Raw genomic sequence first — 15,059 nt, forward strand, 5'->3', positions numbered from 1 at the left:
ATCACTGCCTGTAGACGAGCTTGTATCTCAAGGTCACTCATACGGTCGGCGCGGCGTTGGGGGGTGGGCGCAGGCCGACCGGTCAGATCGTAGTCGATCGCGACAGGACTGACGATGGCTCGGTCTCCCGCGATCGGCAAGGCGAGATGCCGGATTATGCCAAGTTTGCAGGCGGGAGTGTAGCCGAACGGTGGAGGCCCGGAACCGGACAGGCAGTTTCGCCTGACGTACGTTCGCTCCTTTCTCGGAAAAGCGCGAAAAGCCGGACTTCCACCCGGCTACCACCCTCAGCCCAGCAGCTTCGCGTACGCCGGCTTGATCACCTCGTTGATCAGCACCAGGCGCTCGTCGTACGGGATGAACGCCGACTTCATCGCGTTGATGGTGAGCCACTGCAGCTCCGCCCAGCCCCAGCCGAACGCCTCGGCGAGCAGGCTCATCTCCCGGCTCATCGACGTCCCGCTCATCAGCCGGTTGTCGGTGTTGACGGTGACCCGGAAGCGGAGGTCGTGCAGCAGCTTGATCGGGTGCTCGGCGATCGAGGCGGCCGCGCCGGTCTGCACGTTCGACGACGGGCACAGCTCCAGCGGGATCCGCTTGTCCCGTACGTACGCGGCGAGCCGCCCGAGCACCGGCGGAGCCGCGTGGGTGCCCCCGGTCGCGGTCACCGAGCTCGGCCCGGGCACCGGCATGGTGATGTCGTCGACCAGGCGTACGCCGTGGCCCAGCCGGTCGGCGCCGCACCACTGGATCGCCTCCCAGATCGACGGCAGCCCGAACGCCTCGCCGGCGTGGATGGTGAAGTGGAAGTTCTCCCGCTGCAGGTACTCGAAGGCGTCCAGGTGCCGGGTGGGCGGGAAACCGGCCTCGGCCCCGGCGATGTCGAAGCCGACCACGCCGGCGTCGCGGTAGCGCACGGCCAGCTCGGCGATCTCCTGGGAGCGGGCGGCGTGCCGCATCGCGGTCAGCAGCGTGCCGATCCGGATCGGGGTGCCCCGGGTGGTCGCCTCGGCGCATCCGTCGCGGAACCCGGCGTGCACCGCCCCGACCACCTGGTCCAGCGTCAGGCCGCGCTCCAGGTGCTGCTCCGGGGCGTAGCGGACCTCGGCGTAGACCACGCCGTCGGCGGCCAGGTCGAGCGCGCACTCGCGAGCCACCCGGTGCAGGCCCTCCTCGGTCTGCATCACCGCGACGGTGTGCGAGAAGGTCTCCAGGTACCGTTCCAGCGAGCCGGAGTCGGCGGCCGCGACGAACCAGTCACCGAGCCTGGCCGGATCCCGCTCCGGCAGCTCGTGACCGACCGCGGCGGCCAGCTCGACGATCGTGTCCGGCCGCAGTCCACCATCGAGGTGATCGTGCAGCAGAACCTTGGGAGCGTTGACTATGTCGGAGTGTGCAATGCCTGCCATCAGCGAAGCGTAGAGGGAAACCCCTGATGATCGATGGCGCATTGCCGTACCTGAGGTGCCCGGTGTGTCGACGGACACTCGACCGCCACGAGCGGGCGCTGCGCTGCCCGCTCGGCCACAGCTTCGACATCGCCCGGCAGGGGTACGCCGACCTGAGCGCCGGGCGCCTGCCGCACACCGGGGACAGCGCCGAGATGATCGCCGACCGGGCCGCGTTCCTGGCCGCCGGCCACTACGCCTTCATCTCCGGCGCGCTGGCCGCAGCCGCCACGGCGCAGCCGCCGGCCGCCGGGTCCGGCCCGGCCGGGCTGGTCCTGGACGCCGGGGTCGGCACCGGCGACTACCTGGCCCGGGTCCTGGACGCCGCGCCGGCCGCCACCGGCCTGGGCCTGGACGTCTCCAAGCCGGCCCTGCGCCGGGCCGCCCGCGCGCACCCGCGCGCCGCCGCGGCGCTCGCCGACCTGTGGCGTCCGCTGCCGGTCACGGACGCCTCCGCCGCGGTGATCCTGAACGTCTTCGCTCCGCGCAACGGCCCGGAGTTCCGGCGGGTGCTGCGCCCGGACGGCCGGCTGCTGGTCGTCACCCCGGCCGCCGACCACCTGGTCGAGCTGATCACCGCGTACGGGCTGATCCAGGTCGACCCGGACAAGGCGGCCCGGGTCAGCGGCGCCCTCGACGAGCACTTCGAGCGGCTGGACGTCACGACCCACCGGCACCGGATGCGGCTGACCGCCGCCGAGGCGCGCACCCTGATCGGGATGACGCCCAGCGCCCGTCACGTCCCGGTGGACGCGCTGCCCACCCGCGAGGTCACCGTGACCGCCGCCGTGCGGCTGACCACCTACCGGCCGCGCTGACACGCGCGGCCGCTCACACCGAGAGGTCGACCTCTTCCCACTCCGGCGGTTCGTCGTGGTACGGGCCGTGGAAGATGACCGCCCACTCCAGCGCCCACCGGCGCTGCCCGATCGCGTTGCTGTCCACCTCACCGGGCAGCGGCCGGCCGGTCTGTTCCGCCTCCTGGAACGCCCAGTCCAGGCAGTAGTACAGGTCGAGCAGCACCGCGGCCTCGGCGGCGTCGCGCACCGCGACCAGCGACCGGGACCGCCAGCGGGCGAACGTCTCGCCCGCCGGCAGATCCGGCATCTGGGTCATCAGGTGGTCGTCCGGCGGCACCGTCGGGTCCAGGTGCCGGCCCAGCCCGAGCAGCCAGGCCAGCGCGAAGACCGCGTCGTGGTGCAGTACGAACGACCGGTGGTCGCCCTTGGCGCCGATCACGAACTGCCACTCCGGCGGGGTGACCAGCTCCACCAGGTGCGAGCCGAGCAGCCAGCTCATCGCCGCCTCGGTCGGCATCCCGAAACAGCGGGCGACGACCACGTGCAGCACCGCGGCGCGCGCCTCCAGCTCGGCGACCGGGCGCAGCTCGACCGTGTCACCGAGCTCCCAGACCAGCGGGAAGGCGGGCGGCGGCAGCGGCAGGCCGAGCCGGGCCAGCTCGTCCAGGCTGGCCTCGCGGACCGCACGGGGGTCGGGGGCGGCCTTCGTCATGGTGGGTCAGGCTATGCGGTCGAGCAGCAGACCGGCAGGGGCGGGTGCGCCGGTCCCGATGCTGATCGCGGCGACCGCGTCGGCCCGGGCCGCCGGGATCCGCGCCTCGTCGTCGGCGCGCAGTTCCAGCAGCACGTCGCCGGCCCGTACCCGGTCGCCGGGCTTGACCCTGAGCTGCACCCCGGCGCCGAAGCTGACCGGGTCCTCCTTGCGGGCCCGGCCGGCGCCGAGGCGCCAGGCCGCGATGCCGATGCCGTACGCGTCCATCGCGGTCACCACGCCGTCGCTCTCGGCGCGCAACACCTCGGTGTGCGCGGCGGACGGCAGCGGGGCGTCCGGGTCGCCGCCCTGCGCGCGGATCATCGCCTTCCAGGTGTCCATCGCCGCGCCGGACGCCAGCACCTTCTCCGGGTCGGCGTCCACCCCGGCCGCGGCCAGCATCTCCCGGGCCAGCGCCAGGGTCAGCTCGACCACGTCGGCCGGTCCGCCGCCGGCCAGCACCTCGACCGACTCGGCCACCTCGTTGGCGTTGCCGATGGCCAGGCCGAGCGGGGTGCTCATGTCGGTGAGCAGGGCGACCGTGGTGACCCCGCTGTCCTTGCCCAGCTGCACCATGGTCCGGGCCAGCTCCTGCGCGGTGGCCAGGTCCTTCATGAACGCGCCGGAGCCGACCTTGACGTCGAGCACCAGCGCGCCGGTGCCCTCGGCGATCTTCTTGCTCATGATCGAGCTGGCGATCAGCGGGATGGCCTCGACCGTGCCGGTGACGTCGCGCAGCGCGTACAGCTTGCGGTCGGCCGGGGCCAGGCCCTCGCCGGCCGCGCAGATCACCGCGCCGATGTCCCGCAGCTGCGCGATGAACTCGGCGTTGCTGAGCCGGGCCCGCCAGCCCGGGATCGACTCCAGCTTGTCCAGGGTGCCGCCGGTGTGCCCGAGGCCGCGGCCGGACAGCTGCGGCACGGCCACGCCGCATGCGGCCACCAGCGGGGTCAGCGGCAGCGTGATCTTGTCGCCGACGCCGCCGGTGGAGTGCTTGTCGGCGGTCGGCCGGGACACCGCGGACAGGTCCAGCCGTTCGCCGCTGGCGATCATCGCGGCCGTCCACCGGGCGATCTCGGCCGGTGTCATCCCGCGCAGCAGGATCGCCATGGCCAGCGCGGACATCTGCTCGTCGGCGACCACACCGCGGGTGTAGGCGTCGACCACCCAGTCGATCTGCGCGTCGGTGAGGGTGTGCCCGTCCCGCTTGGCCCGGATCACGTCAACTGCGGCGAACCCGCTCACTTTTCCTCCCAGCGCTGCGGGATCCCGTCCGGCAGCTCACCCTCGCCCGCCCAGGACAGGTTGCCCTGGGCGTCCACCACCACGATCCGCGGAGTGCGGACCGAGCCCCAGGCCACTGCGGCCGAAGCCGACGGGAAGTTCGGCCCCTCCTCGAGGATCCCCTTGTCCTCCCCGGAGCCCGGCGCGCCCGACGAGCGCTCCCAGTAGGCGGTCCAGATCGTCTCGCCGCCGGACAGGTCCGGGTGCACGAAGACGGTGCCGCGCCCGCGCCACTTGGCCAGCTCGGCGGGGACCTCGGGACCGCCGGCCGAGCCGGTGACCTTCTCCATGTCCACCCAGCCGAAGGCGTGCGGCAGCAGCTCGTCCATCCGCAGCGGCCGGGGCAGCGCCTCGACCAGCAGGTCCGGGCCGCCGTGCTCCCACAGCAGCTGCCGGCAGCGCCCGCAGGGCATCAGCGGCGCGCCGGTCGCGTCGACGCAGGAGATCGCGACGAGCTTGCCTCCGCCGGTCGCGTGCAGCGAGCTCACCATGCCGCACTCGGCGCACAGCGTCATGCCGATGGAGGCGTTCTCCACGTTGCAGCCCACCACGACCCGGCCGTCGTCGACCAGTCCGGCCACCCCGACCGGATAGTCGGACGCGGGCACGTAGGCACGCCGCATCACCTCGATGGCGGCGGCGCGCAGCGCCGCCCAGTCGATCTCCATGATCTCGATTCTGCCCCACTGTTTCGTCTGCCAAAGACGGATGCCCGGGCAAGGGCCCGGGCATCCGCAGGAAAAGAACTCAACCCTTGACGTACGGGATACCGTCCGCCGCCGGCGCCCGGACCCGGCCGACCAGACCGGCCACCGCGATGATGGTCGCCAGGTACGGCAGCATGTTCAGGAACTGGCTCGGCACCGGGCTGTTGATGGCGCTCAGGTAGGTCGCCAGCTTCTGCGCGAAGCCGAAGAACAGCGCCGCGCCGAACGCCCCGACCGGCGTGAACCGGCCGAAGATCAGCGCGGCCAGTGCGATGAAGCCCGCCCCGGCGGTCATGTTCTTGGTGAAGCTGCCGGTCGCCACCAGCGTGAAGTACGCCCCGCCGAGGCCCGCGACCACGCCGCCGAGCAGCACGTTCGCGTAGCGCAGCCCGCGCACCCGGATACCCACCGTGTCGGCCGCGGTGGGGTGCTCGCCGACCGCCCGGGTCCGCAGGCCCCAGCGGGTCCGGTTGAGCCCGAAATGGATCAGCACGACCAGGCCGAGCGCCAGCCACAGCAGCAGGTTGGCGTTGAACAGCACCGGCCCGATCACCGGGATGTCGGCCAGCCCGGGGATCCGCCAGACCGGCATCTGCGGCGGCTGGTTGTAGCCGGCCGCGTCGGGCTGCATCAGCCGCTCGTAGAGGAAGCCGGTGATGCCGAGCGCGAACAGGTTGAGCACGATGCCGACCACGGTCTGGTCGACCAGGTAGCGGATCGACAGGACGGCCAGGATCGCGGCGATGATGACACCGCCGACCGCCGCGCTGATCAGCCCGGCCCAGACGCTGCCGGCCATGGTGCCGACCAGGGCGCCGGCGAACGCGCCCATCAGGAACTGCCCCTCGATCGCGACGTTGACCACGCCGGAGCGCTCGCCGAGCACGCCGGCCAGCGCGCCCAGGATCAGCGGCAGGGCCAGCTGCAACGTGCCGCTCGAGGTGTCCACCAGGGGCATGAACTGGCCGGCCACCTGCCAGCACAGGAAGGACAGCACGAAGGTCAGGATGCCCGCCCCGAGCAGCGCGTTCGACCAGCGCTTGGCCAGACCGGCGACCAGCACACCGCCGGCGACGGCGGTCAGCACGCCGAACAGGACGGCGCCGAGCTGGCCGTTGATCGAGATCGCGGCGCCCTGCGCGTCGTCGCTGAGGGTGAAGCGTGCGGTCTCGCTGGGCGCGAGCGAGCCGAAGACGGACGCGGCGACGATACCGATCAGGATCAGCGCCACGCCGAGCCGGCGCTGCCGGGTCCAGAACGGATCCGGTGCGGCGACGACCTCGGTCGCCTCCGCCACAGTCGTGGTCGACATGGTCTCAGCCCTTCGCCGGAGTGACGCTCGGCCCGGCGGCGCGGGCGGCGCGAAGTCGGAAGATCGCCTTCACCAGGGCGGGCGCGGCGATGAAGATGACGATCAGGGCCTGCAGCACGGTGACCAGCTCCAGCGAGATGCCGGTGTACGCCTGCATCCGGTTGCCGCCGGCCCGCAGCGCGCCGAACAGCAGCGCGGCGAGCAGGGTGCCCCACGGGCGGTTGCGACCGAGCAGCGCGACGAGCAGCCCGTCGAAGCCGATGTTGCCGGCCACGGACGGGGTCAGCGCGTGGGCCGTGCCCAGCACCTGGCTCGCGCCGCCGAGCCCGGCCAGGCCACCGGCGACCGCCATCAGCAGCGCGTACGTCTTGGCGACGCTGATCCCGGCGGTCTTCGCGGCGTGCGGGTTCGCGCCCACCGCGCGCAGCTCGAAGCCGAACGCGGAGCGGTTGAGCAGCCAGGCCACCGCGGCCGTGACCAGCACCGCGAGCACGATGCCCAGGTGCACCCGCAGCGCGCCGCCGAACGAGGGCAGCTGGGCCGACTCGGCGACCACCTTGCTGATCGCGTCGGTGCGGCCCGGGTCCTGGATGCCCTTCTGGATGACCAGCCAGGACAGGAACAGTCCGGCCGTGTAGTTGAGCATGATCGTGGTGATCACCTCGTGGGCGCCGGTCCGCGCCTTGAGCAGGCCGGGCAGGAAGCCCCAGAGGGCGCCGCCCAGCGCACCGGCGACCAGCGCGACCAGCAGGTTGAGCACGATCGGCAGGCCGAAGGCGAAGCCGGCCACGCCGGCCGCGATGCAGCCGAGCACGGCCTGGCCCTGGGCGCCGATGTTGAACAGGCCGCCGCGGAAGGCCAGCGAGACGGACAGACCGGTGAAGACCAGAGGGGTGGCGTAGGTCATCGTCTCGGACAGCGGCGCCAGCGCGTCCTGCCAGCTGCCGCTGCCGGACACCCACGCGTCGATCGCCTCCGGGTCGCCGAGCGCGCCCTTGAGCAGGTCGGAGTAGGCGGCGCTGATCAGGTCCCAGCTCGCGGTGAGCGCGTCGCCCGGCCGGGCGGTGAAGTAGGTGAACTTCTCCAGCACGGCCGCGTCGGACACCACGATCAGCACGGCGCCGATCACCACGGCCAGCAGGATCGACAGGACCGTGACGGTGAACCCGTTCGCGGCCCACAGGTTGCGCAGGAAGAGGTCGAGGAAGGACTCGCGCTCGGCCGGTTTCTGCGCCGGCTCGTGCGGCGCCTTGGTGGTCGCTTCGGCGGTCACTTAGTCCCCTTTTCTTCGCCGGCGCCGCCGGCCTCGTGCGCACGCTCCGCCGCGGGAGCGCCGGGCCGCGTGGGCGCGCCGGCCGCCGCGGGCTCGGACGCCGCCGGCGTGCCGGTGATGCCGGCCATCAGCAGGCCGATCTCCTCACGCGGGGTGTCCGGTGAGACGATCGCCAGGATCCGGCCGCGGTACATCACCGCGATCCGGTCGGCGAGGCCGACCACCTCGTCCAGCTCGCTGGAGACCACCAGCACCGCGGTGCCCTGGTCCCGCTCGCGGACGATCCGGCCGTGGATGAACTCGATCGAGCCGACGTCCACGCCCCGGGTGGGCTGGGAGGCGATGAACAGGCGCAGCGGCCGGGACATCTCCCGGGCGATGACGACCTTCTGCTGGTTGCCGCCGGAGAGGGTGCCGACCGGCGTCTCCGGCGACTGGCACCGGATGTCGAACTGGGCGACCCGGTCCTTGGCGTTGGTGCCGATCCGGGAGGTGTCCAGCCGGAACGGGTTGCCGAACGGCGAGCGGTCGTACATGTCCAGGACCAGGTTCTCGGCGACGCTGAACTCCTTGACCACGCCGTCGTGGCTGCGGTCCTCGGGCACGTAGCCGACCCCGGAGCGCAGGATCCGCTTGGTGCTCATCCCGGCCAGGTCCTCGCCGTCGAGCTGGACCTGCCCGGCGCGCACCTCGCGCAGCCCCATCACGGCCTCGACCAGCTCGGTCTGCCCGTTGCCCTGCACCCCGGCGATGCCCAGCACCTCGCCCGCGCGGATCTCCAGGTCCACGCCGTCGACCGCGCGCACGCCGCGGTCGTCGTCGACCACCAGGCCGGAGACCTGCAGCACGGTACGGCCCGGCTCGGCCGGGGCCTTGTCCACCTCGAGGCTGACCGCGCGGCCGACCATCAGGGCGGCCAGCTGGTCCTCGCTGGTGTCCGGGCTGGCGCTGCCGACCACCCGGCCACGCCGGATCACGGTGATCCGGTCGGCGATCGCCTTGACCTCTTTGAGCTTGTGGGTGATGAAGACGATGGACTTGCCCATCTCGGTGAGCGAGCGCATCACCGCGAGCAGTTCCTCGGTCTCCTGCGGGGTGAGCACCGCGGTCGGCTCGTCCAGGATGAGCAGGTCGACGTCACGGGTCAGCGCCTTGACGATCTCCACCCGCTGCTGGGCGCCCACCGGCAGGTCCTCGACCAGCGCGTCCGGGTCGACCGGCAGTCCGAAACGCTGGGAGGTCTCCAGCACGTCCTTGCGCGCCCGGCGGCGGTCCAGCCAGCCGAGCGGGCCGAGGCGGGTCTCCTCGGCGCCGAGCGCGATGTTCTCCGCCACGGTGAAGACCGGGACGAGCATGAAGTGCTGGTGCACCATGCCGATGCCGGCCGCGATCGCGTCCCGCGGGCTGCGGAACACCCGGGGTTCACCGTCGACGACGATCTGGCCCTCGTCCGGCTGGAGAAGGCCGTACAGCTGGTTCATGAGAGTCGACTTGCCGGCGCCGTTCTCGCCCAGCAGGGCGTGCACCTCGCCGGGCTCGACGGTGATGTCGATGTGGTCGTTGGCCACCAGGTCGCCGAAGCGCTTGGTGATGCCGCGCAGTTCCAGTTTCAGCGGAATCTCCCGACTTCGGTACTGGGCCTGGTGGATGTGTCAAGGCGAGCCGCCGCTCGGCCACGGGTCGGAGCCCGTGGCCGCGCGGCGGCCGAATGTTACTACCGGGTCACTTCGGCGCGTTGGCCGACTGGACCTTGACGGTGCCGGCGATGATGTCCTGCTTCAGCTGCTCGACCTCGCCCTTGAGGGCCGCGTCGATCTTGCTGTCGAACGAGTGGTACTCGGCCAGTTCGATGCCGTTGTTCTCCAGGGTGCCGAGGTAGCCCGGGGTGGCGGCCAGCGCCTCGCCCTTCGCGCCCTTGAGCACGGCCTCCTTGACCGCTTCCTGGACGTTCTTCACCACGGTGCTCAGGAACACGTCGCAGTACTGCGCGGCGCTCTTGCAGCCGTCCTGGTCGACCCAGATGACCGCGACCTTGCCGGCCGAGTCCTTGGCGACCTGGGCGGTGCCGAGGCCGGTGCCGCCGGCGACCGGCAGGATCACGTCGGCGCCCTGCGAGACCAGGGTCTGGGTGATCGTCTTGCCCTTGTTCTGGTCGATGAAGCTCTCGGCGAAGGTGCCGTTCTGCTTCGCCTTGTCCCAGCCCAGGACCTTGACGGTCTTGCCCTTCTTCTGGTTGTAGTAGGCGACGCCGTCGGCGAAGCCGTCCATGAAGACGGTCACCGGGGCGATCTTCATGCCGCCGTAGGTGCCGACCGTGCCGGACTTCGAGTAGCCCGCGGCGAGGTAGCCGGCGAGGAACGCGGCCTGCTCGGTGGCGAACTGCATCGGGTAGACGTTGCTCCCGGTGCTGCTGCTGTCCACGATGCCGAACTGGGCGTTCTTGCTCTCGTCCGAGACCTTCTTCGTGACGGTGCCCATCAGCCCGCCGACCGCGAGGATGAAGTTGCACTTCTGGGTCACGAAGCTGCGCAGGCCGGGCTCGTAGTCCGCCTCGGACGACGAGGAGACGTACTTCGCGTCGACGTTGCTGGCCTCGTTCTTGGCGGCCTGCATGCCGGCCCAGGCGGAGGCGTTGAACGACTTGTCGTCGATGCCGCCGGTGTCGGTCACCATGCAGGCCTTGAATGCGGCGGCGGCGCTGGCGCTGCCACCGGCGGACGGCGTGTCCTCCGGCGCGTCACCACAGGCGGCGGCCGCGAGCGTCAGCCCACCTGCCGCGAGAATCGCCACGATCCGCTTCCCACGTACTGGGCGCAAGACGCCCTCCTTCCATGCACACCGACACACTCGGTGGGTCTCGGTCGGCAGCGTAACTGCGGGCCATCTACCCGTCAGGCGAAAGGTACGGACTGTTGGCGCACCGTTATCGCGCCGCAATCACCAGGGCTTTGACGTGCCGCTTTCGGTCGGTTCACAAGGCAAATGCCCGGTAGCCACGTAACGAAGGATTAATCTTCGCGGCCCGCGGGGCCGCTCACCGTCCGTTCTTCGGCGCCGCCGGTCCGGGCCGATTCTGCGGTACGCCGGACCCGCGCGCCGCCCGCCAGGCGCGCACGCCGAGCACCCCCACGACCGTCCCGATGGTCAGCGACGCGGCGATCAGGAGCGCGTGCACCCAGAGGAACGACGTGGGCGTGCCGCCGTCGAACGAGCGGTCGTCCCGGTAGATGGCGAGGCCGAAGCGGGGCCAGATCACCCACGTCCACACGCCGACCGCCATCAGGAACGCCGCCCACCGTCGTGTGATCACCACGGGGCCAGTATCGCAGCGCGCTCAGCCGCTGAGCCGGGCGGCTATCCGGCGCCAGCCGTCGCGTACATCGATCGGCTCCGGCGTCCGCGGCGGCGGTCCACCGCCGGACTGCTCGGCCAGCAGCTGATCACCGGGACCGGTGTCACCCTCGGCAGCCGCCCGGATCGTCTCGATCTCCGTACGGATCGCGTCCACCCCGTCCAGCGGCAGCATCGGCTCGACCACCGCCATCAGGTCGTCGTCGGCCACCACCGCGCGGGCCAGCGCCACCGCGTGGTCACGCTCGTACGGCCCGCAGACCACCGGCTCCCAGTCCTCCCGGTCGCCGAGCGAGCCGATGGTGATCACCCACGGCGCGTCGGTGAGCGGCGAGCCGGGCGGCAGGTGCAGCGTGACGAGTGTCCCCACGCAGGACATCATCTCGGGCGGACCTCCCGGATCCACCGGTTTTGCCCCACCGGAGCGGTCTTGTCGTCGGCGGACAGGTCCACCACCCGCCCGTGCGGGCTGGTCGCCGCCCACGCCGCGCCGAACAGCAGCAGCTGGTTGAAGACGTAGAGGTAGACCAGCGCGCCGACGGCCGAACCGACCAGGCCGTACGCCGGGTTGCGCTGGACCACCGCGACGAACGACTTGCCGACCGTGTTGAGCAGCATCAGCCCGATGCCGACCTGCAGCACCGGCGGGGCCATCCGGCGCGCGGTCATCCGCAGCCGGGGCACCGCGGCCAGCAGCGCCGCCGCCAGCAGCATGTTCACCCCGAGGCTGAGGACCAGGCTGACCACCGCGAGCAGCGCCGGGACGTGGTTGCCGGCCAGCCAGTCGAGCAGGCGTTCCAGGCCGTAGACGGCGCCCTGGGTGAGCGCGAGCAGGAGCAGGACGCCGACCAGGACCATCAGGTCGAGCACCTGCCGGACGCCGATGTAGCCGGGCTGCTCGCGCAGCTGCCAGATCAGCCGCTGCGAGGAGCGGATCGACTCGACCCAGCCGATGCCGGTGAAGGTCAGGCCCAGGAGACCGACGATGCCGACCGTCTTCTTGCTGTCCAGGATGGCCTGCACGTCCAGGAACGGCAGGTTGTCCCGCAGGAAGTCACGGACCAGGTCGAACAGCTCGCTGTTGCTGGTCAGCAGGAAGCCGAAGACCGAGTAGCCGATCAGCAGCAGCGCGAACACCGCGAAGAACCCGTAGTACGCGATGGCGGCGGCCAGCCGGCCGCCCTGCACGCTCTCGTAACGCAGAACGGCCCGGCAGAGGTGGTCGAAGGAACGGGAGCGGTAGCGGACGGCCATGATCCGGGCGGCGGCGGCGTCGTACGCCCGGTCGACAGGGTTCACCGGGCGACCGTATCGAACGATCCGGCCGCGGAGCGGGAAGTCCCCGGCCGGGTCGGCGCCAGGAGGGGTGCCGCACCGCCACCGCGAAGGCGACACCACAGCGGCAGCTCTTTCACAGGAGCATTTCCGTGAATATTTCCGGTCTCGCAGAAGTAGAAGTCACCGCCGGCCGCATCACCTCGCGCGGCACCATCCGCGAGCACCGCGCAGCGGAATGCGGATGCGTCAATCAAATTCCCAAGCGAGCGAGACGTTAGTCGATGTGACAACGAGCTGTCAATGTGACGTCGCCAGCACCGCTCCGCCCTGCCTGGCACTTCCGGATCGTGATCGACTCAGGTATGGACCCCGCCCCGACCGGCGGCCCGACGATCGGCGAACGGCCCCGCGGGCTTTGCATAACCCCAGCTCAATGCGCCGCACGGGGGTCCGGGCACGCGTGTCCGCCACACCCCCGGGACCGGCCCCCGACTCCCCGCGGCGCGGGGTGGCGCGCCCGCCGATGTCCGAAGTAGAGTGCGGCACGGCAGCTATTCGCGTTTTCTGTGACCGGCATTCTGCGCGTCGGCCCGGCGCCGCCGCGCACCCCTCGAAGAATGGTGTCAGATGGCTGACGAAATGGTTCTCCGGGCTCAGCGTTTCATAAATCAGACGTACAGCAACGGCGCGACCCTCGGCATTTCCAAGGTGCCCGAGGACGGCCGTACCGGCTGGACCACGATGTACGCCCTGACCCGAGCCCTGCAGTACGAGTTGGGCATCACGAGCCTGTCGAACTCGTTCGGCCCGACCACTCTCTCGACCCTTCAGTCGAAATACCCCAAGCTGAATCAGTCGACCATTCCGTCCTGGATCTTCGGCTGCATCATCCAGTCCGCGCTGTACTGCAAGGGCTACGACGGCGGCGACATCGACGGTGTCTACGGCGATCGGGTCCAGGCCGCCGTCCTCAAGCTCAAGCAGGACATGGGTGTCGCGGGCGCCTTCCCGGGCAGCTCCCTGGAGCCCAAGGTGGTCAAGGCGCTGCTCAACATGGACGCCTACGTCACCGTGAACAACGGGTCGGACGTCATCCGTTCCATCCAGCAGTGGATGAACGGCCGATACATCAACCGCGCCGACTTCTACGTCATCCCCTGCGACGGGCACCACTCCCGGGACGTCGCCAAGTCCATGCTCCTGGCCATCCAGTACGAGCTGGGCATGGCGGACGGCACCGCGACCGGGGTCTTCGGGCCCGCCACGCAGGCCGGGCTCAAGTCCCACCCGGTCACCGTCGGCGCCAGCGGCGCCTGGGCACAGCTGTTCACCGCGGCGATGAACCTCAACAAGCGGGCCGTGCCGTTCGGCAGCTTCACCACCGAGGTCCGCGACGCCGTGCTGGATTTCCAGTCGTTCGTGAAGTTGCCGACCACCGGGATCGGTGACTTCCAGACGTGGGCGTCCCTGCTGGTGTCCTACGGCGACCAGACCCGGAAGGGCGCGGCGTGCGACGGCGTCACGAGGATCACCGAGGCGCGCGCGGAGGCGTTGAAGGCCGCCGGCTACAAGTACATCGGCCGGTACCTCTACAACCCGTCGAAAACCGATCTGCCGGAGAAGCAGATCCAGCCGGGCGAGCTGGACATGATCTGGCTGAAGGGGCTGCGCTGCTTCCCGATCTACCAGACGTGGTCCCGCGCCGCCGACAACTTCAGCTTCGCCAAGGGCTCCGTCGACGCGTCCAACGCAATCGAATGGGCGAAGATCCACGGCTTCAAGCCCGGAACGATCATCTATTTCGCCGTCGATTACGACGCGATGGACAGCGAAGTCACCGATTTCATCATCCCGCACTTCAAGGGCGTCCACGAGACCGTGGAGGAGCTCTCCCCCTACCACGTCGGCATCTACGGCCCCCGCAACGTCTGCCAGCGGGTCTCCGACGCCGGCTACGCGGTCACCTCGTTCGTCTCCGACATGTCGTCCGGGTTCTCCGGCAACCTGGGCTACCCGATGCCGACGAACTGGGCGTTCGACCAGATCGCCACGATCACCATCGGCTCCGGGGACAGCAGGATCGAGATCGACAACAACATCGCGTCCGGCCGGGACACCGGTCAGGGCGAGTTCAACCCCAGGACGCCCATCACCGAAGAACTGGACGTGGACTTCGCCAAGGACAAGTACCGCGACGCCTGTCTGCGGGAGGTGCAGACCTACCTGGAGTCGATCGGCATCCCGGAGCGAGGCGGCGAGGGCTGGTCCACGGACTGGCTGCTGTTGGCCAACAGCACCACCGACGCGTTCAACGTCGTCATGAACATGGATTGGTTGATCACCAACCTGGCCCGCCAGCTCAAGATCCGCAAGGCGCTCATCCAGGCCCCCCTGCTGTTCGAGGTCCGCAGGTACGGCCCGGACGACCCGATCAAGGACGAGCTGGTCAAGCGGGGGCAGTCCACCGACTGCAGCACCGGCTTGGCGCAGATGTGGGCCTGGGTCGCCATCGAGGCGCGCAACTACTGCATGGACCAGGGCATCATCAACGGCACGCGGTTGCGGAACCCCGAAGACCTGCGCGCGGTCTGGGACCGGCTGCAGGACCCGGTCTACAACATCTCGTCGGTGGCGTACCTGACCATCTACAACGCGTTCCAGGTGCATCTGCCCCGCCCGACCGTCACCATCAGCTATGCCGACACCCAGAAGATCCTGGCCCGGTACCAGGGCGACGGCCCGGCTTCGGTGGGATACGGGCAGAACCTGATCGGCCTGTACAGCGCGCTGGAAAACTACAATGCGCTCAGTCGCGCTCAGTAGCAGGAACCGTGGCGCCATCGCGAAGGCTCGCG

The 15,059-nt window shown here is 70.5% G+C and carries 13 protein-coding genes; 2 read left to right on the forward strand and 11 right to left on the reverse strand.

Going from position 1 to position 15,059, the window contains the following annotated elements; genetic code table 11:
* Nucleotides 1-287: 287 nt before the first annotated feature.
* Nucleotides 288-1,409 carry an adenosine deaminase gene (locus tag ACTEI_RS33470; protein WP_122981290.1) on the reverse strand — a complete coding sequence of 374 codons (1,122 nt, stop codon included), beginning with the start codon at nt 1,407-1,409 and terminating at the stop codon, nt 288-290.
* Between the two features lie 26 nt (nt 1,410-1,435).
* On the opposite strand from ACTEI_RS33470, the gene ACTEI_RS33475 reads away from it, so the two are divergent.
* Entirely contained in the window at nt 1,436-2,266 is an 831-nt protein-coding gene (locus ACTEI_RS33475; RefSeq protein ID WP_122981291.1) for a putative RNA methyltransferase, read from the forward strand.
* Nucleotides 2,267-2,279: 13 nt separating this feature from the next.
* Here ACTEI_RS33475 and ACTEI_RS33480 read toward each other — a convergent pair whose 3' ends face one another.
* The 10 genes from ACTEI_RS33480 to ACTEI_RS33525 form a co-directional block, all read right to left on the reverse strand.
* Nucleotides 2,280-2,960, reverse strand: a complete 681-nt coding sequence (locus tag ACTEI_RS33480; RefSeq protein ID WP_122981292.1) for a DUF4272 domain-containing protein — start codon at nt 2,958-2,960, stop codon at nt 2,280-2,282.
* A gap of 6 nt (nt 2,961-2,966) precedes the next feature.
* Complete coding sequence (locus tag ACTEI_RS33485; RefSeq protein ID WP_122981293.1) at nt 2,967-4,244, reverse strand: thymidine phosphorylase; 1,278 nt, start codon at nt 4,242-4,244, stop codon at nt 2,967-2,969.
* Nucleotides 4,241-4,951, reverse strand: coding sequence for a cytidine deaminase (locus tag ACTEI_RS33490; protein WP_122981294.1), 711 nt, complete (start codon nt 4,949-4,951; stop codon nt 4,241-4,243). The genes ACTEI_RS33485 and ACTEI_RS33490 overlap by 4 nt, the downstream gene beginning before the upstream one ends.
* Nucleotides 4,952-5,030: 79 nt before the next feature.
* Nucleotides 5,031-6,302, reverse strand: coding sequence for an ABC transporter permease (locus ACTEI_RS33495; RefSeq protein ID WP_122981295.1), 1,272 nt, complete (start codon nt 6,300-6,302; stop codon nt 5,031-5,033).
* 4 nt (nt 6,303-6,306) lie between these two features.
* Nucleotides 6,307-7,575: an ABC transporter permease gene (locus ACTEI_RS33500; RefSeq protein WP_122981296.1), complete on the reverse strand. Its 1,269-nt coding sequence runs from the start codon at nt 7,573-7,575 to the stop codon at nt 6,307-6,309.
* Nucleotides 7,572-9,143, reverse strand: a complete 1,572-nt coding sequence (locus tag ACTEI_RS33505) for an ABC transporter ATP-binding protein (protein ID WP_307837871.1) — start codon at nt 9,141-9,143, stop codon at nt 7,572-7,574. Before ACTEI_RS33505 ends, ACTEI_RS33500 begins: the two co-directional genes overlap by 4 nt.
* A gap of 154 nt (nt 9,144-9,297) precedes the next feature.
* On the reverse strand, nt 9,298-10,392 hold the full coding sequence (locus tag ACTEI_RS33510; RefSeq protein WP_122981298.1) for a BMP family lipoprotein: 1,095 nt from the start codon (nt 10,390-10,392) through the stop codon (nt 9,298-9,300).
* A 217-nt stretch (nt 10,393-10,609) separates the two neighbouring features.
* A complete protein-coding gene (locus ACTEI_RS33515; protein WP_122981299.1) occupies nt 10,610-10,888 on the reverse strand; it encodes an SCO4848 family membrane protein in 279 nt (92 codons plus the stop codon).
* A 21-nt stretch (nt 10,889-10,909) separates the two neighbouring features.
* Entirely contained in the window at nt 10,910-11,296 is a 387-nt protein-coding gene (locus ACTEI_RS33520) for a hypothetical protein (protein ID WP_122982578.1), read from the reverse strand.
* Nucleotides 11,297-11,304: 8 nt separating this feature from the next.
* Nucleotides 11,305-12,225: a YihY/virulence factor BrkB family protein gene (locus ACTEI_RS33525; protein ID WP_122981300.1), complete on the reverse strand. Its 921-nt coding sequence runs from the start codon at nt 12,223-12,225 to the stop codon at nt 11,305-11,307.
* 606 nt (nt 12,226-12,831) lie between these two features.
* Between ACTEI_RS33525 and ACTEI_RS33530 the strand changes: the two genes are divergently transcribed.
* A complete protein-coding gene (locus tag ACTEI_RS33530) occupies nt 12,832-15,027 on the forward strand; it encodes a glycoside hydrolase domain-containing protein (RefSeq protein WP_122981301.1) in 2,196 nt (731 codons plus the stop codon).
* Nucleotides 15,028-15,059: the final 32 nt, after the last annotated feature.

The organism is Actinoplanes teichomyceticus ATCC 31121, from assembly GCF_003711105.1.
GTDB classification, from domain to species: domain Bacteria; phylum Actinomycetota; class Actinomycetes; order Mycobacteriales; family Micromonosporaceae; genus Actinoplanes; species Actinoplanes teichomyceticus.

Bases quoted from the DNA above. Each gene is read 5' to 3' on its own strand.
- ACTEI_RS33470 (WP_122981290.1), bottom strand. From the start codon at position 1,409: ATGGCAGGCATTGCACACTCCGACATAGTCAACGCTCCCAAGGTTCTG.
- ACTEI_RS33475 (WP_122981291.1), top strand. From the start codon at position 1,436: ATGATCGATGGCGCATTGCCGTACCTGAGGTGCCCGGTGTGTCGACGG.
- ACTEI_RS33480 (WP_122981292.1), bottom strand. From the start codon at position 2,960: ATGACGAAGGCCGCCCCCGACCCCCGTGCGGTCCGCGAGGCCAGCCTG.
- ACTEI_RS33490 (WP_122981294.1), bottom strand. From the start codon at position 4,951: ATGGAGATCGACTGGGCGGCGCTGCGCGCCGCCGCCATCGAGGTGATG.
- ACTEI_RS33495 (WP_122981295.1), bottom strand. From the start codon at position 6,302: ATGTCGACCACGACTGTGGCGGAGGCGACCGAGGTCGTCGCCGCACCG.
- ACTEI_RS33530 (WP_122981301.1), top strand. From the start codon at position 12,832: ATGGCTGACGAAATGGTTCTCCGGGCTCAGCGTTTCATAAATCAGACG.